The sequence below is a fragment of the Phycisphaeraceae bacterium genome, assembly GCA_019636655.1.
GTDB lineage: Bacteria > Planctomycetota > Phycisphaerae > Phycisphaerales > UBA1924 > JAHBXB01.
Genome location: JAHBXB010000001.1, coordinates 886,707 through 908,859 on the forward strand (window position 1 = coordinate 886,707; position 22,153 = coordinate 908,859).

At 66.0% G+C, this 22,153-nt stretch carries 14 protein-coding genes; 4 read left to right on the top strand and 10 right to left on the bottom strand.

Annotated elements, in window-relative coordinates:
* Nucleotides 1-110: 110 nt before the first annotated feature.
* From KF745_03795 to tadA (KF745_03830), 8 genes are all read right to left on the bottom strand, one after another.
* Nucleotides 111-1,868, bottom strand: coding sequence for a prepilin-type N-terminal cleavage/methylation domain-containing protein (locus KF745_03795; protein ID MBX3357530.1), 1,758 nt, complete (start codon nucleotides 1,866-1,868; stop codon nucleotides 111-113).
* Nucleotides 1,869-1,932: 64 nt separating this feature from the next.
* Nucleotides 1,933-3,051, bottom strand: a complete 1,119-nt coding sequence (locus tag KF745_03800; protein MBX3357531.1) for a prepilin-type N-terminal cleavage/methylation domain-containing protein — start codon at nucleotides 3,049-3,051, stop codon at nucleotides 1,933-1,935.
* Nucleotides 3,048-4,265 (bottom strand): prepilin-type N-terminal cleavage/methylation domain-containing protein, encoded by a 1,218-nt coding sequence (locus tag KF745_03805; protein ID MBX3357532.1) that lies wholly within the window; start codon nucleotides 4,263-4,265, stop codon nucleotides 3,048-3,050. The genes KF745_03800 and KF745_03805 overlap by 4 nt, the downstream gene beginning before the upstream one ends.
* A complete protein-coding gene (locus KF745_03810; GenBank protein MBX3357533.1) occupies nucleotides 4,262-5,161 on the bottom strand; it encodes a type II secretion system protein in 900 nt (299 codons plus the stop codon). The genes KF745_03805 and KF745_03810 overlap by 4 nt, the downstream gene beginning before the upstream one ends.
* A gap of 35 nt (nucleotides 5,162-5,196) precedes the next feature.
* Nucleotides 5,197-6,492, bottom strand: coding sequence for a type II secretion system F family protein (locus KF745_03815; protein MBX3357534.1), 1,296 nt, complete (start codon nucleotides 6,490-6,492; stop codon nucleotides 5,197-5,199).
* Nucleotides 6,493-6,584: 92 nt separating this feature from the next.
* The gene (gene tadA / locus KF745_03820; GenBank protein ID MBX3357535.1) at nucleotides 6,585-8,327 is read right to left on the bottom strand and encodes a Flp pilus assembly complex ATPase component TadA; all 1,743 of its coding nucleotides are present in this window, start codon (nucleotides 8,325-8,327) and stop codon (nucleotides 6,585-6,587) included.
* Nucleotides 8,328-8,496: 169 nt separating this feature from the next.
* The gene (locus KF745_03825) at nucleotides 8,497-9,633 is read right to left on the bottom strand and encodes a type IV pilus twitching motility protein PilT (protein ID MBX3357536.1); all 1,137 of its coding nucleotides are present in this window, start codon (nucleotides 9,631-9,633) and stop codon (nucleotides 8,497-8,499) included.
* A gap of 57 nt (nucleotides 9,634-9,690) precedes the next feature.
* Complete coding sequence (gene tadA, locus KF745_03830; GenBank protein MBX3357537.1) at nucleotides 9,691-11,433, bottom strand: Flp pilus assembly complex ATPase component TadA; 1,743 nt, start codon at nucleotides 11,431-11,433, stop codon at nucleotides 9,691-9,693.
* A gap of 167 nt (nucleotides 11,434-11,600) precedes the next feature.
* On the opposite strand from tadA (KF745_03830), the gene KF745_03835 reads away from it, so the two are divergent.
* Nucleotides 11,601-12,308, top strand: coding sequence for a phosphopantothenoylcysteine decarboxylase (locus tag KF745_03835; GenBank protein MBX3357538.1), 708 nt, complete (start codon nucleotides 11,601-11,603; stop codon nucleotides 12,306-12,308).
* Between the two features lie 331 nt (nucleotides 12,309-12,639).
* The gene (locus tag KF745_03840) at nucleotides 12,640-14,340 is read left to right on the top strand and encodes a methyltransferase domain-containing protein (protein ID MBX3357539.1); all 1,701 of its coding nucleotides are present in this window, start codon (nucleotides 12,640-12,642) and stop codon (nucleotides 14,338-14,340) included.
* Nucleotides 14,341-14,405: 65 nt separating this feature from the next.
* Here KF745_03840 and KF745_03845 read toward each other — a convergent pair whose 3' ends face one another.
* Together KF745_03845 and KF745_03850 are read right to left on the bottom strand one after the other, a co-directional pair.
* Nucleotides 14,406-16,358, bottom strand: coding sequence for a hypothetical protein (locus KF745_03845; protein ID MBX3357540.1), 1,953 nt, complete (start codon nucleotides 16,356-16,358; stop codon nucleotides 14,406-14,408).
* Nucleotides 16,359-16,665: 307 nt separating this feature from the next.
* Nucleotides 16,666-17,628, bottom strand: coding sequence for an ABC transporter substrate-binding protein (locus tag KF745_03850; GenBank protein ID MBX3357541.1), 963 nt, complete (start codon nucleotides 17,626-17,628; stop codon nucleotides 16,666-16,668).
* A gap of 211 nt (nucleotides 17,629-17,839) precedes the next feature.
* Here KF745_03850 and KF745_03855 point away from each other — a divergent pair, with 211 nt between their 5' ends.
* Nucleotides 17,840-18,895 carry a prepilin-type N-terminal cleavage/methylation domain-containing protein gene (locus KF745_03855; protein ID MBX3357542.1) on the top strand — a complete coding sequence of 352 codons (1,056 nt, stop codon included), beginning with the start codon at nucleotides 17,840-17,842 and terminating at the stop codon, nucleotides 18,893-18,895.
* Nucleotides 18,896-19,101: 206 nt separating this feature from the next.
* Complete coding sequence (locus KF745_03860; protein ID MBX3357543.1) at nucleotides 19,102-22,068, top strand: hypothetical protein; 2,967 nt, start codon at nucleotides 19,102-19,104, stop codon at nucleotides 22,066-22,068.
* The last annotated feature ends 85 nt before the right edge of the window (nucleotides 22,069-22,153 follow it).

Sequence of the window (22,153 nt, forward strand, 5' to 3'; positions counted from 1 at the left end):
CTCCTGCCCCCATCCCGAGGAAACCCTGCGACGAACTCCCCACTCGCGCCCGTGCCCACCACCACACCCCCGTTGCTCCCCACTCCCCCGTCCCTTCACTCCCTGAGACGTCAATAGCTGACGCCGGTGTCCCGCTGCGGGACCTTGAAGACAAACTGGTACGTCTGCTCGTAGGTCGGATCGTTCGGATCGACGAGGCTCATTGTGATCCGCATGAGTTTGGGCCAGAGCCAGGGAACGGTGCTCTCCCGCGCGTTCTGCGCGGCGGGATTGAAGGTGGGATCGATGTACCCGAAGTAGGAGTAGAGCACCGGCGGGGGCGGGTTGGGAACGGGGGTGTTCGCGTAGCCGTGGATCAGGCCGGGGCGGACAGGGTGCTGGAAGACGTTGCCGTTCTTGAGCGGAACCGGAACGGTGACGGCACCCCCGTAGGGATCGGCGTACAGGCGCTCGCCCGACGCGCTATCCCAGATGTTGTTGCCGTTCACATCCTCGAACCGGTCGCGCCCGTGCCAGATGACCTCCGGCGCCGTCACACCCGGAGCGACGAGGACGTTGGCCGTCTCACCGAAGGACCACTCGACGATGAACTCGCTGCACCCGGGCACGAAGTTGAAGGCCGAGAGCGTGACCTGATCGGTGCGGCGGTAGTCCTCGGCGGCAGCGGGCCAGCCCGGGCCGAGGCCCAGGTAGTTCGGCGGCGTCGGCTCGCAGCGCATCCGCCCGCCGCGGTCGAGCGAGGCGCTCGGGTTGGCGTTCGCGGCTTGAGAACCGCCGATGTCCCCATCGACGGGGAGGGCCAGTCGCATCCACGCCTGCATGGCGCCGGAGATCGGGGCCGATGGGGTCCCGCCGGGCTCGACGGGGAACTGGCTGACCATCTGGGCCATGGCGCCCGAGAAGAGCGGGTAGCTGGACACCCCCGTGGGATTGCCCAGGCCAAGGACTGCGGCGCGGATCTCGGCGAGATCGGTGTTGGCGATATCAACGACGCCGGAGCCGAATCGCGGGACCTTGATATCGGTGGCGCCGTTGCGGACCAGTTGGTTGTCCGGGGTCACCGCCGAGGGGAACCTCGCGGACGAGTTCAGCCAACTGAAGATGCTCGGCGCGGCGGGCTGGAGAGAAACCTGGATCGGACAATCGGCCCAGACGGCGGTGTTGATCAGGTTGGGCGGGCGCAGGGCCGCAGGCGGGATGTCCTGCCGGCTCGGGTCGTTGGCGTGGGCCAGCAGGGTCACGTGGCGCAGCAGAATCCAGTTCGAGGCGTACTGGTTGTAGTACGGCGTGACTCCGGCGGCGGCCTTGATCCCCAGCGCCCACGGCGCGTGCTGTGTCGGGATGGTGTTGTCGTCATCGATGGCGATGGGCTCGGCCCATTCCTGCTGCGGATCCTTCGGCTCGCGAGGCAGGCCGTGGCCGTAGTAAATGCGAGCGACGTTGGACCGTGCGATCCGTGAGGGATGGACTGCATCACGAACCGTCGAAAAGTCACCCTTGGCAAAGAACGCGAGTTGATCCGCCCGGCGTGTGCGCTGCCGGGCGAGCGGCTGGCCCGGGTAGAGCTCCACCGGGTCGCCGGGGTTGTACCCGCCGCGGACTTCTTCGTGACGGATCACCATGAACCCGTCGCGGGTCATCGAGTCGATATCCTGGCGCAGCTGGCGCTCGATCGCGGCGGCGTATTGGTTGAAGTAGGAGAGCCTTCGGCCGCCTTTGAGCGTGGCGCCGGTGGCTCGGAAGACCTGCGAGATGCCGACCGCGAGCAGCGCCACGGCCGCGACCGCGACCATCACTTCGAGCAGCGTGAAGGCCGCGGAGGATTTGCGTCGCGGCGCTCGGGGTGTGCTGTGGGTGAATCGGGTCATCGGGGTGCTCCGGCTTCAGGTCGCGGCAGGCATGGGCATAAGAGCGACAAAGGTGGGGACGGGGTCAGGGGACAAGGGTCCAGGTCACGACGGCAGCGGGAACCTGCTGGGTGAAGACAATCTGGCGGATCTCGGGGCGGTTGGCGGCCCCGGGGGACGTTGCAGGGATCGCGGCAGGAACCTCGGGGGTGATGCGCACCCACTGGCGGCCGTCGGCATCGGCCCCGTTCTCGAGCACGGTGTAGATGCTGCCGAGGTTGTCGATCAGTTTCTGGTTCGGGAGCCTGGCGTAGTTCCAGAGTTCATTGATCTGCGTCTGGTTGACGCCCGTGTCAAGGTACAGCCTGTCGCGCCGGCCCAGCACGGGGTGGCCCTGTGTGTAGCGGTACTCCACGGCGAGCGTCTTGATCGGGCAATAGGTTGGTGCTCCGGTGGCGCCCAGGCCATCCTGAGTGGGGATGCCTGTCGTGGGGTCTTCACCGACGGGCACACGCTGGTTCTGCTGCGAGAGGCCGATCCGCTGCGTCAACGCGGCGAACAGCGTCAGCGGCTGACCGAACGCATCGGTAGCGGCTTCCGGGAGGCGGATGCGGGGATCGAGCCTGCGGACGAAGATCGCGAACCGGAGGGAGTCGTTGAGATACCCGTCCACGAAACTGGCCTGCCAGGGGATCTCGTCCATGTCCGGCACACGCTGGACGGCGATGTCCCAGACGAACTGCGGCTCGATTCCGTTGCCGGGGTCGCGCGGGTAGAGCCGCTCGGCCATGCTGATGTGGAACGACGGGACGTTGGCGTTCGGAGGATCGGGGACCTGGACCATGCCCGTATCGGGGACGACGGACAGCGGCTTCCACTCGCCGCGGATGTCCGAGGCGTTGAGGGGCATCACGAGCTGGTTCGTATCGTCCCTCAGGATTTGCCAAAGCGTCTTGCCGGTATTTGGACCGGTGCCCTGGATGGGCGGATTGGAGGCCAGCTGCTCAAGCTGGTCTCGGGCCGACTGCGCGGCGAGAACGCCGAAGGTCGTCTCGGTTCCGATCCGCTGCTCGCGCACGACGACGGGGAACACCGCGCCAAGGCCGAGAAGGCCAAGACCGAGGATCAGCACGGCGATAAGCACCTCGATAAGCGAGAAGCCCCTCGTGTGTCGCGACAGCATGCGGCGGTGGGCCCGGGTCATAGTTCGATCTCCACGCGCTTGATATCGCCGGTGAACCGGTCGATCACGAATACCTTGGCCTGCGGCTCGTCGACGCGGCCCTGGCCGTCGGGGTTGACGCGGTCGGCCATGGTGCCGTCGAAGTTCGTGTCGCCCTCGATCCAGTCGTTCATGTAGACGCCCAGTTGTTGGCTTGTCACGGACGAGGGCACGAACTGCGGGGACGTGACGGTGGAGCCGGGCATCTGGTAGAGGCAGCCGGACTCGCGGTCGGTCCGGACCTCGAAGCGGGCCAGGGCGCCCGCGAGTTTGGCCTCGTCGTAGAGCGCGAGCTGGCCGACGCTGCGGGCGAGGATGGTGTCCGCCGACTGGTCGCCAAGGAGCTCGCGGCGGACGATCGTCGCTGCAAAGCCGGGCTGCTCCGCGATCGGTGTGCTGGCAGGGTTGTCGTCGCGGAGCGGGCTGGCGAGCACCCGCTGCACGTAGCGACGGATGTCGGGCGTGGTATCGATGCGGAAGTTGGATTGGGGCGCATTCGACCGGCCGATGATCGTCTGCCGCGGGGCCACGATGATCGCCTCGGCTCCGCCGCCGTTGGAGAGCAACCCGGTCCCGGCTTCGAAGCGGACCATGAACGTCTGGCGTGTACGGCCCGCCGGTCCCGCATTGATGGTCGCGGGGTTTGGGTCGTAGAAGCCTGTCTCGGGGAACACCCAGTCCCCCAGCCCCTGCGCCATCCGGCCGCCGTACCGGCGGGAGGTGGCGCCGCCCGGCCCATCTTCGTACCACGCCCCCGTGGGGCGGATCGTGCCGACCGGCGCGTAGCCGCGGACCATCCAGTCGCGGGGCAAGGCGACGGGCTCGAAGAGAGAAGAGACGACGAACACATCGCGGCGGAGGCTCCGCGCGGGGTTCCCGGGGGCGACGGGGTCCTCGTCTTCGAGCACGCCGACCTTGACGAACGGAACGAGCATCATGCGGCCGCCGGGCTCGAAGAAGAACACGACGGCGGCGTCGGCGTCCCCGCTGGAGCGGATCGCGGCATCACGGGCGGTGCGGAGAGCGTTGACGAGCCTGGTGTTGGCGAGGGCGGACTCGCTCGACGCGATCATCGATGAGAACGACGGGATCGCGATGGTCGCGACCAGCACGATGATGATGATCACCACCAGCAGTTCGGTGAGCGTGAATGCCCGCCGCGGCTGGGCGTGGGGTTGGATGGATCTACGGATCATTCGCCGACCTCCACGACATCGTCCTCGGTGGTCGAGTCGAGTGGGTTAGGGTCGGTAGCGGGCGTCACCACACCGGCGGTCGGCAAGGGCTTGCGCTCGTCGGTCTTGCCGTCGGGCCCGACGCTGACAATGGCGAACCGGGCGCTGCGCAGCTTGGGGTTCTTGTCGGGGTCGCCGACGGCCCGCGGCACGAGGTACTGCGAGATCTGCCCGGCGTTGGGGCCCGCGGCGGTCTCCTGCGGCAGCCAGCGGTAGTAGCGGATCGCGTGCTCCCGCTGCGAGGCGCCGGTGTGCCACCGATCGACCATGAAGATCTCGGCTTCGGCGGCGCGATTCGCGGGGTTGCCCGGGCGGATCAGTCGGTTCTTCGTTCCCGGATCGAACAGCGGGTTGAACGTCTCGCCGCGCTGGGAGAACGAGCCGTCGGCGAGTGGCCGGGTGAACCCAGGTCCCTTGACCCCATCGACGGGCTTGGGTGATGCGGCGCTCATGTCGTCGGTGTCGAGCACGCCCATGAGGTAGAACGGGAGCGAGAAGATGCTGTACCGCGGCTTGTCGGGCTGGACCTCGTACCGCAGGAACGCGTCGTTCCAGACCACCGGGCGACGGACGCCGACGTCGGGAACGGGGAATCCGGTCCCGGCGCCGTCGTCGTCAACCAGGGGTGGGAGAAAACCAAACGTCTGCTTAAACTGCTCCACCGCAGTCGCGAGCGAACGCACCACCTCTCGCTCCGCCGTGACGCGCGAAGACCGCACGACGCGGCCGACAGCAACCGTCACCAGCGCCGCCATGATGGCGACGATGACGATGACCACCGAGAGCTCGATGAGCGTGAACCCGGCGCGAGACCGGCACGCTCCTCTCATTGCTTCAGCCCTGACGTTGCGGTGCATCGCGTTGCTCTCCAGGTAGGAGCGGGACTGGTGGATCACAGGCCGCCGTTGCCGCCCTGCAGCGACTCGATCATCGCGACCAGGGGCATGAACATGGCGACGACGATGGTGCCGACGATGCCGCCAAGGCACACGACCAGCATGGGCTCGATCAGCGAGACGAGCGCGGCGACTGCGACGTCGACCTCCTCGTCGTAGTTGTCCGCGATCTTCAGCAGCATGGCGTCCATGTCGCCGGTCTCTTCACCGACATCGATCATGTTGACGACGATCGCGTCGCAGACCTTGCTCTCCCGCAGCGGGTTGGCGAAACTCTCGCCCTCGCGGATCGAGTCGTGCACCTTTCCCAGCGCCTTCTCGAAGACGTAGTTGCCGCAGGTATCGCGGGTGATCAGGATCGCCTCGAGAATGGGGACGCCGGCGGAGATCAGGGTGCCCAGCGTCCGGGTGAAACGTGCGATCGTGGTCTTGCGGGCCAGCGTCCCGATCACCGGCGTCCATAGCAGGAGCTGGTCGAACAGCGCCCGCCCGGGGGTCGCCTTCCTCGCCAGCTTGACGAGGATGATGATCAGGAACGGGCTCAGGAAGATCCACACCGCCCCGGGGATAGTCTGCCCGATGTTGTTGCCGGCCACCCACCGGCTCGCCTCGATCAGCGACCGGGTGATGCTGGGCAGCGAGACCTGGAAGTCCTTGAAGATCTCCTCGAACTTCGGGATGATGAACCACATGATGAACGTCACGATCGCGACCGCGACGAAGACGACCACCGCGGGGTACACGAGCGCGCCGATGATCTTGCGGCGAAGCCGCTGGGCCTTCTCCATGAACTCGGCGAGGCGCTGAAGGATCACGTCGAGCACGCCGCCTACCTCGCCCGCGGCCACCATCTTGGTGTACAGCCGGTCGAACGCACGCGGGTGCTTGCTCATCGATTCCGAAAGACTCGTGCCGCCCTCGACATCCTCGCAGACATCGCCGAGGATGCCCTTGAGCTTGCCGGGCTTGAGCTGGCTCTCGAGGATCTGCAGCGAACGCAGAAGGGGAAGCCCGGCGTCCTGCAGCGTCGACAACTGACGCGTGAACGTCGTCAACTGTTTCTTCGAAACGCCGCCGATGCTGATCGTGATGCCCTGGCTGCTCTTCTTCTTCGCTTTCTTGGCATCGGCGGCATCGGGCCCGGCCTTCTTGCCCTTCTGCTCCTTCACCAGAGTCGGGAAGAACCCCTGCGCCTTGATCCGCTGGATCGCTTCCTCGCTCGAGGTGGCCTCGACCGTCCCCTTCTGGGGCTTTCCGGCGGCGTTCAGGGCTTCGTAGACAAAGGTGCTCATGGATCGCTCCGATTCGTCAGCCGCCGTCCCGGGCGGCCCTGTTCATCCCCGCCCCGCCCTGCCCCGTGCACGCTGTCCGCCCAACCGAGCGGCTACGCCTCGTCCGCGATGGTCTCGCGTACGACCTCGTCGATCGTCGTCAGGCCGTCGAAGATGGCCATCAGCCCGCACTCGCGGAGCGTGCGCATCCCGAAGCGACGGGCGGCATCGCGGATCAGGTTGGTGCTCGCTCGCCGCATCACCAGCTCGCGCAGCTCGTCGTTCATCGCCATGATCTCGAAGATGGCGCACCGGCCGCGGAAGCCGGAGCCATGGCAGTTGTCGCACCCCCGCCCTCGGAAGAGCCGCTGGCCCTCGATGTCCGCCGGAGTCAGGGCCAGCTCCATCAGCTCCTCTTCCTTGGGGATGTAGGGCTCCTTGCAGTCCTTGCAGATGGTGCGGACCAGTCGCTGGGCGACGATGCCCTCGATCGTGGCGGTCAGGAGGAACGACTCGATCCCGAGATCGAGCAGACGGATGATCGAGCTCGGCGCATCGTTGGTGTGCAGGGTGGTGAGCACCAGGTGGCCGGTCAGCGACGCCTGCACGGCGATCTGGGCGGTCTCGAGGTCGCGGATTTCGCCGACAAGGATGATGTCCGGATCCTGACGGAGGAACGACCGCAGCGCCTTGGCGAAGGTCAGTTCCATCTCCGTGTTCACCTGCACCTGGCACAGCCCGTCGATGTCGTACTCGACCGGGTCCTCCGCCGTAAGGATCTTGGTCTCGATGTCGTTGAGTTCCTGCAGCGCGGCATAGAGCGTCGTCGTCTTGCCCGAACCGGTCGGGCCGGTGACGATCACGATGCCGTTGGGGCGGTTCACGAGCTTGCGGAACGTGTCGAGGTCGTCCTCGCGGAGACCTACGCGGTCCAGGGCCAGCTCGACGTTGCTGCGGTCCAGCACACGCATCACGACGCTCTCGCCGTGCATCGTCGGCAGCACGCTCACGCGAAGGTCGATCGGCGTCCCCCCCACCGTCAGCTCGATGCGGCCGTCCTGGGGCAGCCGCCGCTCGGCGATGTCGAGGTTCGCCATGACCTTTACGCGGCTGGTGATCGCCGGGCCAAGGTGCTTGGGCGGCGGGACCATCTCGTACAGCACGCCGTCGATGCGGTACCGCATCTTGAACTCGTTCTCGAACGGCTCGAAGTGGATGTCGCTGGCCCGGTCCTTGATCGCCTGCAGAAGGACAAGGTTCAGCAGCTTGACGACCTTGTTGTCGTCCGCAGCCTCCATCACCGCGTCGAGGTCGATCGAGGCGCCGCCGCGTCCGCCCGCGAGGCTCTTGAGCCGATCGTCCGCCGCGAGGGCGCTCACAACCTCCGTCATCGACTCCTTCTTGGAGTAATGCTTCTTGAGCAGGGCGTCGATCTCGGCCGCGTCCGCGACAACCGCCTCGACGTTGAAGCCGAGCAGCATCCGCAGGTCGTCAACCGCCCGGAAGTTGTCCGGGCTCTTCATCGCGATGCGGAGGCGGCGGCTCTTGGGGTTGTAATCGACCGGGACGACCTGGTAGGCCTGGGCCGTTTCCGAGGTGATCGCGTCGCGGACCTCGTCCGAGAGCTCCTTCCCGGCGAGGCTGACGTACTCCATCCCCGCCTGGCCCGCCAGAGCCTCATTGACGTCCCGCTGGGTGCAATACCCCAGTTCGACGAGCAACTGCCCCAAGGGGACCTTGCGAGTCTTCTGAACGGCCAAGGCTTCGTGGACTCGCTCGCGGGTGACCTTGCCGAGCTTCGCCAGCACCCGGCCGATCTTGCGGCCCTTGAGTTCCGTTGGATCAATCCCAGCCATCCAGCCACCTCAGCGTTGGATCGATTCAGGTCGGCGCGGCCCTACCGCTATCGGCACGCCTCACCCAATCCTAATCGAAAGCATGACCTCACCGGTTCCCAGGGCCAACCTGAGTGCCAGCGAAATCTCAATACGACACTTGGATTTACGCACTTATTTCGGGGCGTTATCAGGCCTTTTTCTCGCCCTTTTCGCCCTCGTCGTCCGCCTCGTCCAGCTCAGCACGCCCGACTGTGCGTCCCAGTTTGTGTACCTTGTCGGTCAGGTCACCTGGATTTTTGCTCTTATCGATCATCTCTTCAGCCGAAATCATCCCCCGCATATAGAGCGACCACAGGTGGTCATCCAGCAGCTGCATGCCGAACTTGCGGCCCGTCTGAATGGAGGAATCGATCCGGAATGACTTGTTGTCGCGGATCAGGTTCGAGATAGCCGGGGTGACTACGAGGAACTCATACGCGGCGACCAGCCCAGGCTGGTCAGCCCGGCCAAGAAGGACCTGGCTTAGAATACAGATAAGCGACGTGGAGATCTGGACTCTGATCTGGTTCTGTTGGGTCACCGGAAAGGCGTCGACAACGCGGTCGATCGTCTTGGCCGCGCCCGTCGTGTGCAGAGTCCCGAACACCAAGTGGCCGGTCTCGGCGGCCCGGATGGCGGCCTCGATCGTTTCCAGGTCTCGCATTTCGCCGACAAGGATGACGTCGGGGTCCGACCGGAGCACGCGGCGGAGGGCCTCGGCGAACGACGGCACGTCGTTCCCGACCTCACGCTGGTTCACGATCGACTTCTTGTGGTAGTGGTAGTACTCGATCGGGTCTTCCATCGTGACGATGTGGCGGTCCAGCGTCTGATTGATGAAGTCGAGCATCGTGGCGAGCGACGTCGTCTTGCCCGAACCGGTCGGACCCGTGACAAGGAACAGGCCACGGGGACGGCGGACCAGGTCGCGGCACATTTCCGGCAGGCCGATCTGCTCGAAGGTCAGCAGACGATTCGGGATCTGGCGGCAGACGATCGCGATATCGCCTCGCTGCTTGAAGATGGAGACGCGGAAGCGTGCGGCATCGCCGTAGGCAAACCCGAAGTCGCACCCGCCCTCTTCCTGGAGTTCCTGCTGCGATCGCTCAGGGGTGATGGACTTCATCAGCGAAACCATGTCGTCGGAATCAAGCACCTTGGTCTGCAGGTTCCGCAGGTGGCCGTGGAGCCGCAGCGTCGGTGGACGGCCGACGGTCATGTGCAAGTCGGAAGCGCCGAGCTTTACAACGGTGTCGAGCAGGCGGTCGATTTGAATGGTGGACATCTGGGGAACCCGGGAAGGTGGGGTCGGAACTCAGGACGACTCTGGGGACGGATCGGCTCAGACCTCCTGGGCCTCGACGGTGGCCATGTCCGCATCGACCTGGGCCATCTTGGCGATCTCGTCAGGGGTCGTCACGCCGCGAAGGACCTTGAGTTTGCCGTCGTGAACGAGCGACCGCATTCCATTGTTGATCGCGGCCTTGCGGAGCTGGGAGATCGAGGCCTTGTTGAACGCCAGTTCACGGATCTCCGAGTTCATCTGCATCATCTCAAAGATCGCCTGGCGGCCGCGGAACCCGGTGTTGTTGCAGTTGGAGCACCCGACCGGCTTGAGCACCCGGCCGGCGGCCTCTTCGGGGGAGATATCGGTAAGCGCCAGGAACTTGTGATCCGGCTCCGGATCCGGGGCCTTGCACTGCTTGCAGAGCACGCGGATGAGCCGCTGGGCCATGACGGCCTGGATCGACGAAGCCACGAGGAAGGGCTTGATGCCCATATCGATGAGGCGCGTGATCGCGCTGGGCGCGTCGTTGGTGTGCAGCGTGGAGAACACGAGGTGACCGGTAAGCGCGGCCTGGATGGCGATCTCACCGACCTCGCGGTCGCGGATCTCGCCCACCAGGATGATGTTGGGCGCCTGGCGGAGCATCGTGCGCAGGATCGTCGGGAATCCCAGCCCGATCTTCTCGTTCACCTGGACCTGGTTGATCCCCTCGAAGTTGTACTCGATGGGGTCCTCGGCCGTGATGATCTTCTTGTCCGGACGATTCAGCACATCGAGCGCCGAGTACAGCGTCGTCGTCTTGCCTGAGCCGGTGGGGCCGGTCACGAGGAAGATGCCGTTGGGCCGGCGGATGATGCGGTTGAAGACGGCGAGGTTCTCTTCCTCGAAGCCGAGATTGACCAGGCCGATCCGGACCGAATCCGGCCGGAGAATACGCAGCACGACCGACTCGCCGTGGTACACCGGGCACGCCGAGACACGGAAATCGATGCTCACATCGTCGACCGGGATCTTGATGCGGCCGTCCTGCGGCACACGCTTCTCGGCGATGTTCATGCCAGACATCAGCTTGAAGCGGCTGAGCACGGAGTTCTGCATGCGCTTGGGCAGGTTGTCCCGCTCGATACACACGCCATCGATCCGGTAGCGAAGCCGAACGCGGTCGGCCATCGGCTCGATGTGCACGTCCGACGCCCGCATCTTCACCGCCTCGGTGAGGATGCGGGTGCACAGGCGGACGATCGGCGCTTCCTCTGCGGCGATATCGATCGACTTGTCAACCGACCGGTCAACCGAGCGATCGATCGTGCGATCGATGGACTCGGTCACCAGGCTCTCGTTCGCGCCGATGAGCTTGTTGTCCGCCTTGAGCTTGGTATCGATGAACTTCTTGATCTGCCCCCGCCCGGACAGCCTCGGATCGATCTCGACATTGAGCCGGAACCGAAGCATGTCCTGCAGTTCCAGGTCCATGGGGTCATGGATGACCAGTTGCAGGCGCCCGCCCGCCTTGGCCAGGGGCAGGATCAGGTGCTTCTTGATGAGGTCCTCGGGGATGAGCTTGGAGTCGATGCGGCTTGCGACCCCATCGGCCGACAGGTCGACGTACTCCATCCCGAACTGGTTGGCCAGGGCCTTGGCCACCTGGTCCTCGGTGACAAACCCGAGATCGACCAGTGATTCGCCGATGCGCTTGCGGCTGGCCTTCCCGGCCTCGAGGGCCTTGTCCACCTGAGCCTGGGTGACTGCACCCCATCCCACCAGGATCTCGCCGAGTTTCTTTCTGGATCGTGCCATGGCTTGCGATCAGGTTCCTTGCTCTGGGCGGCCCCGCCGCGGCCCCCCAAACCACGAACCGGGCATGGTAGCGGCTCCGCATGCGACCCGCGCGACGCGAAACGGTTCCACGACGCGGACATCCAACGTACGCTCAGTCACGGACGACTCGCCCGGCACGGCCACTCATGTCACCATCCACGCGTCGCACCATCCTCATCACGGCCGGGCCCACCCACGAGCCCATCGATGCTGTGCGCTTCATTGGCAACCGATCTTCGGGCCGACTCGGCATCCGATTGGCCGAGCAGGCCGCAGACCGTGGCTGGGGCGTAACGTTGCTGCTGGGACCGGTTCCCGCGACACCCTCCGATTCGCGAGTTCGAGTCCGGCGGTTCCGAACCGTTTCCGACCTTGATCTGCTGCTGCGCGAAGAGTTTCCCGGGAAGTCCGGCCAGGAAGGCCCTGGCCCGGGTGTGCTCGTGATGGCCGCGGCGGTGGCCGACTACCGGCCCGTGCGAGTCGGGGGGGCGCCGGTAGATCCCGTGAAAACAACAAAGTTCCGCCGAGCCCCGGGCCCGCTCACGATTGAACTGGAGGCCACACCGGACCTCCTCGCCGCGTGTTCGGATCGGGCCGCGCCCGGGCAGATTCTGGTCGGGTTCGCGCTGGAGCCGCGGGCGGCGCTCCAGGAATCCGCTCGCGCCAAACTGGAGAGGAAACGGGTCGACATGATCGTCGCAAATCCCCTTGAGACCATGGATGCGCCCGACATCGAGGCGACCGTTGTCCGTCGAGTCGGCCAGAATGCCGCCACGCCGGGGGTCATCTCGAAGGAGCGGTTCGCCGTCTGGCTGATGGACCAGATCGAGGCTGAGGCGGCCGCTCGGCCGTGACGAGCCGGTAAGCCTGCGGGGCTCTCCTATTGTTCGGGCAATGAGTTCATCTCAGCCCCAACAGACCGTTGACGAGTTCCTCAGGGCGTCCATGCCGGAGTCCACGGCCCGCACCCGGGTTCGCATGATCAAGTTCGGACGGGTGCTCGTGAACGGCGACGCAGCCCGCTCGCTGAGTGATCCCATCGGTTCTGGCGACACGGTCGTCATCAGTGATCCTGTCAAACCAGAGGGAGCAGGGGTGCCTCCCCCGCGCAGGTCCCCCGCCGAAGGCCGTTCCCGACCACGCAAGCCAACGGACCGAACGGGACCGCGCGAACGCTCGGCGCCCTTGCGCAGAGAAACCGGACGCCAGGCTCAGCCCACGGACCAGGATGGCGCACCAACCCCCGCCGCCGCAAGCCGGTTCCTCCGTGGCGGGCTCCGAATCGTCTTTGAGAACGATGATCTGATCGTCGTCGACAAACCGACAGGCATGATCACCGCCTCCCCCACTCCTACCCGCGAACCAACCGCGTTCGACATCCTCAAAGTGGAGATGAAGGGCCGTCGCGGGGCCCGCCGTCCCCGGCGCGCCGACGGCCCGCCGCCGCAGCCTGTGTACGTCGTGCACCGACTCGACAAGGAAGCGTCGGGGATCGTCGTATTCGCCAAGACACCCAAGGCGTTCAACTGGCTCAAGGAGGACTTCCGGGCCAAGCGCGTTCACAGGATCTACGCGGCCTTGGTTGAGGGCACGCTCGGAAAGAAGGGGGACACCGGCACCATCCAGTCCTTCCTGAAGGAAGACGCCACCGGCCGCGTCCGCAGCATTGACCCTGATGCGTTCCGCGGGTCGCCTGCGGGCGCGCCGCCGCGAGAGCGGTCGCCGCGCCCCCACGGGCGTGGGCGCGGAGAGGAGGCCGAGCCAGCTAAGCTCGCCGTAACGCACTACCGCGTGCTCGGCGCTGCGGAGGGGCTCACCCTGCTGCAGGTGCGGCTCGAGACGGGCCGGAAGAACCAGATCCGCGTCCATCTCGCGGAGCGCGGTCATCCCCTGGTGGGCGATCAGCCATTCGGAAGTCTCCGAGACCCGATTGGCCGGCTGGGCCTGCACGCGAGCGAACTCTCGTTCGCCGATCCGGCGACCGGGCGGACGCTCCGGTTCAGTTCCCCGCCGACGGCCGGGTTTTTCCGTGCGGTCGGCCTCGAGCCGCCAAAGACGGTCGAGTCCCCGGCGCCCTCGGCCTCCGAGCCGGTGCCGAGTGACCGCGGCGGCAACACGTCGTGGGAGGCCGTGGCCGGGTGGTATGACCAAATGCACGAGCGGGGCAACGACCACTACCAGCAGGTCATCCTGCCGGGAGTCCTCCGCCTGCTTCAGCCAGACCGGGGCCAGCAGATCCTTGACGTCGCCTGCGGTCAGGGAATCCTGAGCCGCCACCTCGCCGCACTCGGGGTCCATGCGACCGGCGTCGAGGCCTCGCCGTCGCTGGTCGAGCTGGCCCGTCAACGGGGATCAGGCGCAGAGGGTGTGCCGCCGCCGGCGTACCTCGTCGGCGACGCACGGGATCTGTCGTCGCTCGGTCCTGATCGCTTCGATGCCGCGGCGTGCGTCATGGCGCTGGGGAACATCGAGCCGCTCGAGCCCGTGATGAAGGGCGTCGCGGACGCCCTCAAGCCCGGCGGTCGGTTCGTCTTTGTGGTCTCGCACCCCGCGTTCCGCGCGGCGGGGCAAACCTCCTGGGGCTGGGATGACGCGGCGAAGCTGCAGTTCCGACGGGTCGATGGGTATCTCTCAGCGGGCCAGAAGGAGATCGAGATGCACCCGGGTCGGCGGGCACAGGGCGCCGGCGGAGCGACCACATGGTCGTTCCATCGGCCGATTCAGACCTATGTCCGAACGCTGATCGCCGCGGGATTCTTGATCCAGGCTCTGGAAGAGTGGCCGGGCCAGCGCACCAGCGAACCGGGTCCGCGCGCCAAGGCGGAGAACCGGGCTCGGAGAGAGATCCCGCTGTTCCTGGGCATCCGAGCGGTCAAGCCCGCCTGACTCGACTCACGGAACGAAAGCGGCCGGACCGTACGGTCCGGCCGCGGGGGTCTGCGACGGTTGTTTCAGTTGCAGTTGCCGTTCACGCCGTTGAACCACTTGTTGATGAAGCCCGCGATGTCGGACGGCGTGATGACGCCGTCAAGGTCGAAGTCGGCAAACGTCGTGGCATTGCCAAGGTCGGTGAACCATGTATTGATGAAGATGGCGATGTCCGTCGGCTCGATGACGCCGTTTCCATCCCAGTCCGCCGCGCACCGCCCGGTTACGATGGAGCCCGTGTCCATCAGCACCGGGGCGCTCTTGCCGAACTGCTCCCACATCGTGTAGGCCACCTGGCCGTCCGCGTTGGTAACGTTCGCATCCCGCAGGAACTCGATGTACTCCTTCGTCGTCGTCTGGTGGTAGACGGAGACGATGGCCGAAGCCGCGAGGGGCGGAATGGGATAAGAAGTGTCGTCCCAGTACTGCCCGTCGGCGTAGCCGTAGCCGACCGGCCGCGCCTGCACGCTGGCGAACCCGGCGTTGGTGAAGCCCATCGGCGGGATGCGGTTGTCAAAGAAAATCTTGTTGTTGACCGCGAAGTGGAAACCCTCGCCCTCGGGCAGACCGGTGGCTGCCGCCGCGGCGGCATCGAGACCCATGGTGGCCTCGTAAACCTTGGTGTCCGAGTGACTGAGAACAGCGGTCTCAGGGTTGTACGCGCCGCGCTCGGCGATCAACTGGTTGTTGGCGTTGTAGAACTTAACGTTGACCCACATTCGCCGGCCCTCGTGGTAGCCGGTCGGGAGCTTGTGCCCGGTCATGTTCACGACCCGCGCCCGCAGGCCGGTGCCGATGACCGAGAGCTCGAGGTCACTGGCTCGCTGCAGCATGTCGATGTTCCTGGCGATCGCCTCGTCGACTCGCTGCGGGGTCAGGTTGGTCTCGGACGGCGGGTACAAGTAGTTGATCGCCCGCAGCACCCAGCTGTTCGCGCCGTTGAAGTTGTGCTGCCCGATCACGGGCCGCTCGGGCGGGCCGAAGCCGGGCAGGCAGACCTGCCCGCTGGTCCGGGGCATGTGGCAATCCTGGCACGAGGAGACGGCCGGCCCGATCGAGCCGCCGAACCGGGGCTGGGCGCCGTTGGACGGGTAGACGCCGGTGTTGACCGGACCCTGTGCGAAGAGGCTCTGAGACCATTCGCTGTACGTGCGCTCCACGGGGAACATGTCGTACTTGTCCTGCGTGGCATGGGCCTGGTTCAGCGGGTTCAGCGCGTACGAACCGTCGATCTGGCGTGTGTACACGGGGTTGCTGACGTCGTGGCACGTGGCGCACAGGCTGGAGGACAGGTGGAACGGCGACCGTTCCCAATAGTGGAATGTGAAGTTGGGTCCCCAGAACTCGGAGAGGTCAAAGGGCCCGCGCCGGACGTCGAAGCGATCGATGACGTAGTTGGCGGAGGAGGGATTGATCGGAATGCCGTTCGGTGGCACGTTGAGTGCCGCCAGTTCCTCGATGTCCCGCGCCGGCGCTCCTGGGGAGTTGGCCGGGTCCACCATGCGGTGGCAGAGATGGCAGGAAACTCCCTCGAAGTCTCCGGGGAACTCGTAGACCATGTTCTCGGGGTCGTACTGCCCGCCGAGGCCGGACATATCCGGCGGTTCGCTGCGTCCCTCGATCCACGCCAAGGGGGCGTGGCAACGGAGGCAGAGCTCGCCGGCAAAGGCCGCGTCCTGATTCGAAATGGTCAGACAGGCGTGGGTAATCGGGTCCCGCGAAGCCTGAGCCATCATGCTCGCCGACCATCTCGTGTACGGCTCGACCTGCTCGTTGTACCCCGCGTGACAGATGGAGCAGTTGTCCGCCCCCTGCTGCATGCCGTCGATGAGCGAGCCCGGTTGGGACCCCTTGAGGAAGAAGTCCTGCAGGGTGGTCGGGACCGGGTTGTACGCGAGCGCGGCCCCGACGCCGCCGATCGCCACAACCGCGACCCAGGCGGCCTCGACGCCACGCCGACGAAGCTTCCATTGCATCGGGCTCTTCTCCAAAATCCGGGTGTGCCCGGCAATGATGCGCCGAACCACCGACATTGATCAGGGTCACCGGCAGCGTGCCTGCGATCCGGACACACGGGTCTGCAACTATGCCTCAGGCCCGACGGCCTGCCACGCGAGAATACGGCCCAACCCGGCGGAGCCGCCGGGGTTGGCCTGTATCTACCGGATACGCCTCATCGGACCGCCCGGATGCGGGCTTCACGCCCCCGAGTGGCCCCAGCAGGCATTTCGCTCGCCACCGCAAGCAACTGAGACTGAGTATCAGCACATCCCAATTGCCGGTTCATGCGTCAGCCGAGGGACCGATAAGGCTGATGTCGCCTGGGTCCGGGCACAAACCCGCCGCGAACCCAGCTGAGAGCAGTGTCCGGACGGCGTTGCGGCCCACGATACCGGCGTCGACGGTCAGGTCGTTGACGTACATGTCGATGTAGCGGTTGGCCTGGTCGTAGTCGATCTCGGGGGCGAATGACATCGCATAGCGGATCGACTCATCCCGATTTGCGAGGGCGTGGCGGATCGAATCCAAGAGGATCCCGGCAACGTCGTCGCAGGTGCCGGGCCCGAAACGGTCATCCAGGTCGCGCCGGACCGCGTTGCCGCCGAGCGGCAGGGGCAAGCCGGTGTGGTCGCGCCACCAGGCTCCCACATCGGCGATCTGTTCCAGGCCGAGGGTCGCGAAGGTGAGCTGCGCCTGGTGGATCAGGAGCCCGGCATCGATGGCCTCGCCGCGGGGCCCGGAGCCGGACGAGACCGCGTCCATGATTCGATCGAAGGGCATCTCGACGGACTCCACTTGGCCGCCGACCATCAGCGAGAAGACCAGATACGCCGTGGTCTTGGCGCCGGGAATGGCAAGTCGAGCGGACCGACCCGGGGCTCGCAGCCGGTCGGCAACGTTCGATGCGGTCAGACCGCTCCCCGCCCTCGCTACCAGTTTGGGTCCGTACCCGTACCCCATTGATGAGCCGCAGGCCGTCAGCGCGTAGCGGCCGCGGATGTACGGGTAGGTACTCATGGACACGGCGGTGATGTCCAGATCACCGTGCTCGACCGCGCGTCGGTTGAGGACGTCGATGTCGGCCGGGATGGCCTTGAACCGGAATCGGCCCGTATCCAGAACTGGCGCCTGGAGGGGAGCCCCCGGGTTCCGGACATCTACCTTGCCAGTGATGGGCCACCACATGAACACATCGTCTGGATCGGGCGAGTGTGCGAGCGCCAGCGTCGGTCGAGAGTCACTCATGCCGCATCGTAGAGGGCTCCGGCGGCCTCCCGGCATCGCCGATTTCGGGGTGGCGCCCGGCGCGTCTTTGCGATCTTCACAGTCCTGACAAACTTAACATTCAGATCCTTAGCGCAACCACCGCCGTTCCTTAGCACGTCGCCGGCGCGGGTGCCGCTAGTCTGCGCTCACACACGCACACACCTCACGGAACAGCACGGAGCAGCAGGCAATGCACATCGAGCACGGACGTCGCGGCTTCACCCTCATTGAACTCCTCGTCGTCATCGCGATTATTGCGCTGCTGGTCGGGCTCCTGCTCCCCGCACTGGGGAGCGCCAGGGCTGAAGCCAGGGCGCTCAAGTGCTCGGCCAACCTCAGGTCCGTCACCCAGGGTGTGAACGTGTACGCGGCCGACTACCGCGATTTCCTGCCCCCGTCGTACGTCTACGGGGCGGCGACCGAGGGGGGGGACTGGAGGATCGAGGACCAACTCACCAGCAATCCGGTTCCAGCGAACGGGTATGTCCACTGGACCTACAGCCTGTTCAGCAGCGACGGGTTCGGCGTGCCGGAGCAGGCGTTTACCTGCGAGGCCGTGCTCAACAAGGGAGCCCCGAAGACCAATCCGGGCCCGCGTGCGGAGGACTGGGAGGCCGGCCAATCCAATGACGCCGGTTCGACAGCGCCGAGCGACTACCCCAACGACCGGCAGGCTCGCCGTCTTGCCTACGGCGGCAACCACTCCATCTTCCCGCGGAACAAGTTTGTCCCCTCGACCGGCCGCAGCAACACGCTCGTGAAGATGTCGGCGATCGATTCCACCGGCCGCGGGGCCGCGGGAACGATCCTCGCGGCGGAGTTTGCCACCAACGTGGGTACGTGGTCCTCGCTGGTCGATGTCAACGACGGCGGCTCGAACCTGTACAAGAGCCACCGCCCGATCACGCCGTTCGTCGGTCAATCAGCGCCGGCGGACAACCCCTACGCCGAGCCCCAGTCTCTGGGCGGGAACAACTTCCCGCGGTTCCAGTACCAGACTGTTGCATCGCTGCACCAGGGCCCCCGCCTGACGGACGGCTCGATGTTCGGCGCGATTACGCAGGGACTCAACGCCGTCGGCCGCCAGCATCCCGGCGGCAAGGACAAGGCATTCGGCGGTTCGAGCAACTTCGGCTTTGTCGACGGTCACGTGACCCGCGACACGGTCGCGGAGTCGATCCGCCAGCGATGGTGGGGTGAGAAGTTCCACAGCATTACCGGCCGGGGCACCGGGGTCGTCCCCTAGGGCGGCGTCATCCCAACCCTCGGTCGTCCGTTCCGCGTGCGGACGGCCAGAGGAGAAGCAATCAGGTCAGCGGCGCGGAGAGAGGAGAAGCGTCACCAACAGCGACGTGCGCGATCAGTCTGTCCCCGCAACCCAGCCCCGCCAATCCGCAGCCGACCCGCTTCGAGTCGTCCCGTAAACCCGCTTGATTACGAAGGAGCATCCCAATGACCCGCAAGTCCAACCGTCCCATCAACCTGCTCGCCGCGTGTGGGCTCGTCGCAGGCCTCTCGGCTGTTACGTATGCCCAGCCGCAGACGCCCCGCCTCATCAACCTCAGCGGCGCGACGCTGCAGGAGAACTTCCTCTCCGCCCCCGCGCAGGGCAATGACTACATCGATGCCAACAACGACGGCTACTCGCGCCTGATCAATCCCCCGCCCGCAGCGGTGCAACGGCTCAATCTGAGCAACAACCTTGCGTTCACCTCGCCGTACCCGGCGATCCCCGCGCTGCCGGACCGCACGCGGCTGCACTGGATCATCCAGTACCGCGCCGTCGGATCGATCAACGGCTTCATCGAGCTCGAGCAGTTCGGCCGCACGGACCTTGCCGGGACCAATGCCGCGTCCTACATCACGACCGATGCCCTTGGCCCGCTGACTTCACGGGCCTGCGAGCGTGCGTACGCCAATGGTGACGGCAACTCGACCGCTGAGCGCTACATCAACACCGGCTCGGGAGCCGGACGGGCCAACTTCAACCCCGGCAATCCCGGTGGAGCTCCGGTGCGCTCGATGACGAACGGCACCTACCTGGCGACGGCGTACAACGTGGTTCCCTGCGGTGACAGCGTGCCGGCGGACGGCCCCGGACCCAATGAGCCCATCCCGGCCGGCGGTGTCGGCGGGGCTTGGGGTTGCCCCGGCGTCGGCGGCATCCAGATCGATATCGCGGCACTCGACGTTCCCAGCGCCTGGGCGGTGCAGGTCGCCGGCGGCTCGCCCGACCCGCTCGATAAGCCGTTCGCGGCCGGTTACGGCCGGAACCCGCGACTCGCGGTTGCCAAGTCCGGCGCCACGTTCAGCCCCGCATTCGGCGCGGTGCTGGCGCCCCTAACCACCCGCAACCTCTACGCGGGCGGCGCGGCCGATGTGAACACGATATTCGACACGAGCACGACGTTCACGCCCATCGCGCCGATCACCAGCTACGGCACGGGCTACCAGCAGATGACCTATAGCCAGTTGCGGCATCTCTTCGCGGCGGGCCGGCTCCCGAGCGGCGAGAACCTTATGGCGATCACCCGTGACACGGGCTCGGGCACGCACAACGGAATGATGAACTCCATCGGCCTCGATCCCTCGTGGGGAATCGGCGAGAACATCGCCGGCGGCAGCGGGCTCTCCAGCTCCACCCCAGAAAACAACCTCGGTTCCTCCTTCGTCCCCGGCAACAAAAGCGGCTCGGGCGGCCTTGAGTCGACCATCTACAACGTTCGTCTCGGCATCGGCTACACCGGCGCCGAGCGTGGCATCAACAGCGGCTGGCTTCCCAACCGCATCAATCTCCTGGCGGTGCAGAAGGACGGCGTGCGCTCCGACTCGCTCCCGGGCGACTTTGTTCGCCCGACCATCGACCGGGTTCTGAACAACGGCCTCCGCGGTCAGACCGATCCCTCGAGTGGTTTGATCTACACGGTCGACGGATTCCAGATCGGCGGGCCTGCCGTGTTCGCCTCTCTCGGGTTCGCCCGCAACGCCCCTGCCAACAAGGGCGGGTGGGGCTGGGACGCCGTGAACGAGGCGGGCGTCAATCCGAACGCAGCGCTCCCTGCGATGTCGAACGTCGAGGCCGCGGCCTATATCAACAACATCAGCCGCAGCCTGGACGCCATCAACGCGAATCCCGGGTCGGCGTCGAATGACTCGACCCCCGGCGAGTTCCTCGCCGCGACCTTCATCCTCCCCGCGGCGACCGACTACCGGCAGGAAGTCTCGGACCCAACGAGTTTCGTGCTGAACACCGAGCGACGCCAGACGGTTCAGGACTTCACCCTCGCGCCGGGATTCAACGCCCTCTCGAACTCGGCGTACAGCGCGTTCGACACGACCAAGGCCGGGCTCGTGCCGGTCCGCAACAGCGGAGCCGGGATCTCGTACGGCGACGGCGTGGTCGATGGGCTGAACTACATCAACCAGAACGGTGTCGCCGTGTCCTACGGCGGGACCCTGTCGCTCCGCAACAAGATCGCCGGCGACTTCAACAACGACGGCGCTCGAACCGCGGCGGATGTGAACGACATGCTTCTGGCCTACAAGGACCGCAACGTGGACGGCGCACCGGTGACCTGGCAGGCCGGCACCGACGCCGTCATCGAGATCCTGGGCGACTTCACCTGCGACGGCCGGTTCGACCAGGCCGACATCCGCTACTGGGCCGACGGGCTGCACGTGGTTTCCGGCTCGCTGAACCGCGCCGCCGGCTTCCTCGCTGTCGACTCCGCATGGAACACGATCGGCGGCTCGTCCAACTTCTTCGGGACCACCATGTCGACCGGCGCGGCCTACACGCCGGGCGCTTCGGCCGCGGACGTCTGCAACGCCACCGAGATCACCCCGCGCGGCTTCGTGCAGGTCGTCGACGGCAAGGTCGATGTCCACGACGTCAAGTTCATCTACGCCCAGTTCCGGGACAACGTCTCCGACGGCGAGGCGAACTGGGACGACATCGCCGAGGCCGTCAAGTTCGATCTCTCGGCCGACGTGAACGGCGACCTGAAGGTCAACGAGGACGACATCACCGCCATCCTCGGGCCGAGCATTCTCAAGGCCCGTCGCGGCGATATCGACCTCAACGGCCGCGTCGATCTGTGCGACTACGCGATCTCCAACTTGAGCCAAGGCCAGTCGCTCCCGGCGGCCCGCTTCACCACCGGCGATGCGAACCGTGACGGCAGCGTCAACGCCGCCGACCTGGCCATTATCCTGTGCCAGGCGGCCGACCGCGACGGCAACGGCTCCATCGAACCCACCGACATCGCCGTGTTTGTTGGCGACTGGTCGACCTCGCTGACCGCCGGGACCCTGGTCGGCGACTACGACTGCAACGGCGCCATCGAGCCGTCCGACATTGCCGGATTCGTGAACAACTGGGTCACGCAGTTGAACGTCACCGGCGGCGTCTGCAACTGATCGGTTTCCGTGCAGGCTTCCGTGGCCTGAATGTGTGATGAGTTCGCGGCGCGTCGCCTAACGGCGGCGCGCCGCTTTTCCTGGC

Excerpts from the sequence above, each read along its gene's own strand:
- KF745_03835 (MBX3357538.1), top strand. The coding sequence starts at position 11,601 with ATGTCACCATCCACGCGTCGCACCATCCTCATCACGGCCGGGCCCACC.
- KF745_03855 (MBX3357542.1), top strand. The coding sequence starts at position 17,840 with ATGCACATCGAGCACGGACGTCGCGGCTTCACCCTCATTGAACTCCTC.
- tadA (MBX3357535.1), bottom strand. The coding sequence starts at position 8,327 with ATGGCTGGGATTGATCCAACGGAACTCAAGGGCCGCAAGATCGGCCGG.
- KF745_03805 (MBX3357532.1), bottom strand. The coding sequence starts at position 4,265 with ATGATCCGTAGATCCATCCAACCCCACGCCCAGCCGCGGCGGGCATTC.
- tadA (MBX3357537.1), bottom strand. The coding sequence starts at position 11,433 with ATGGCACGATCCAGAAAGAAACTCGGCGAGATCCTGGTGGGATGGGGT.
- KF745_03815 (MBX3357534.1), bottom strand. The coding sequence starts at position 6,492 with ATGAGCACCTTTGTCTACGAAGCCCTGAACGCCGCCGGAAAGCCCCAG.
- KF745_03850 (MBX3357541.1), bottom strand. The coding sequence starts at position 17,628 with ATGAGTGACTCTCGACCGACGCTGGCGCTCGCACACTCGCCCGATCCA.
- KF745_03845 (MBX3357540.1), bottom strand. The coding sequence starts at position 16,358 with ATGCAATGGAAGCTTCGTCGGCGTGGCGTCGAGGCCGCCTGGGTCGCG.
- KF745_03825 (MBX3357536.1), bottom strand. The coding sequence starts at position 9,633 with ATGTCCACCATTCAAATCGACCGCCTGCTCGACACCGTTGTAAAGCTC.
- KF745_03800 (MBX3357531.1), bottom strand. The coding sequence starts at position 3,051 with ATGACCCGGGCCCACCGCCGCATGCTGTCGCGACACACGAGGGGCTTC.
- KF745_03860 (MBX3357543.1), top strand. The coding sequence starts at position 19,102 with ATGACCCGCAAGTCCAACCGTCCCATCAACCTGCTCGCCGCGTGTGGG.
- KF745_03810 (MBX3357533.1), bottom strand. The coding sequence starts at position 5,161 with ATGCACCGCAACGTCAGGGCTGAAGCAATGAGAGGAGCGTGCCGGTCT.
- KF745_03795 (MBX3357530.1), bottom strand. The coding sequence starts at position 1,868 with ATGACCCGATTCACCCACAGCACACCCCGAGCGCCGCGACGCAAATCC.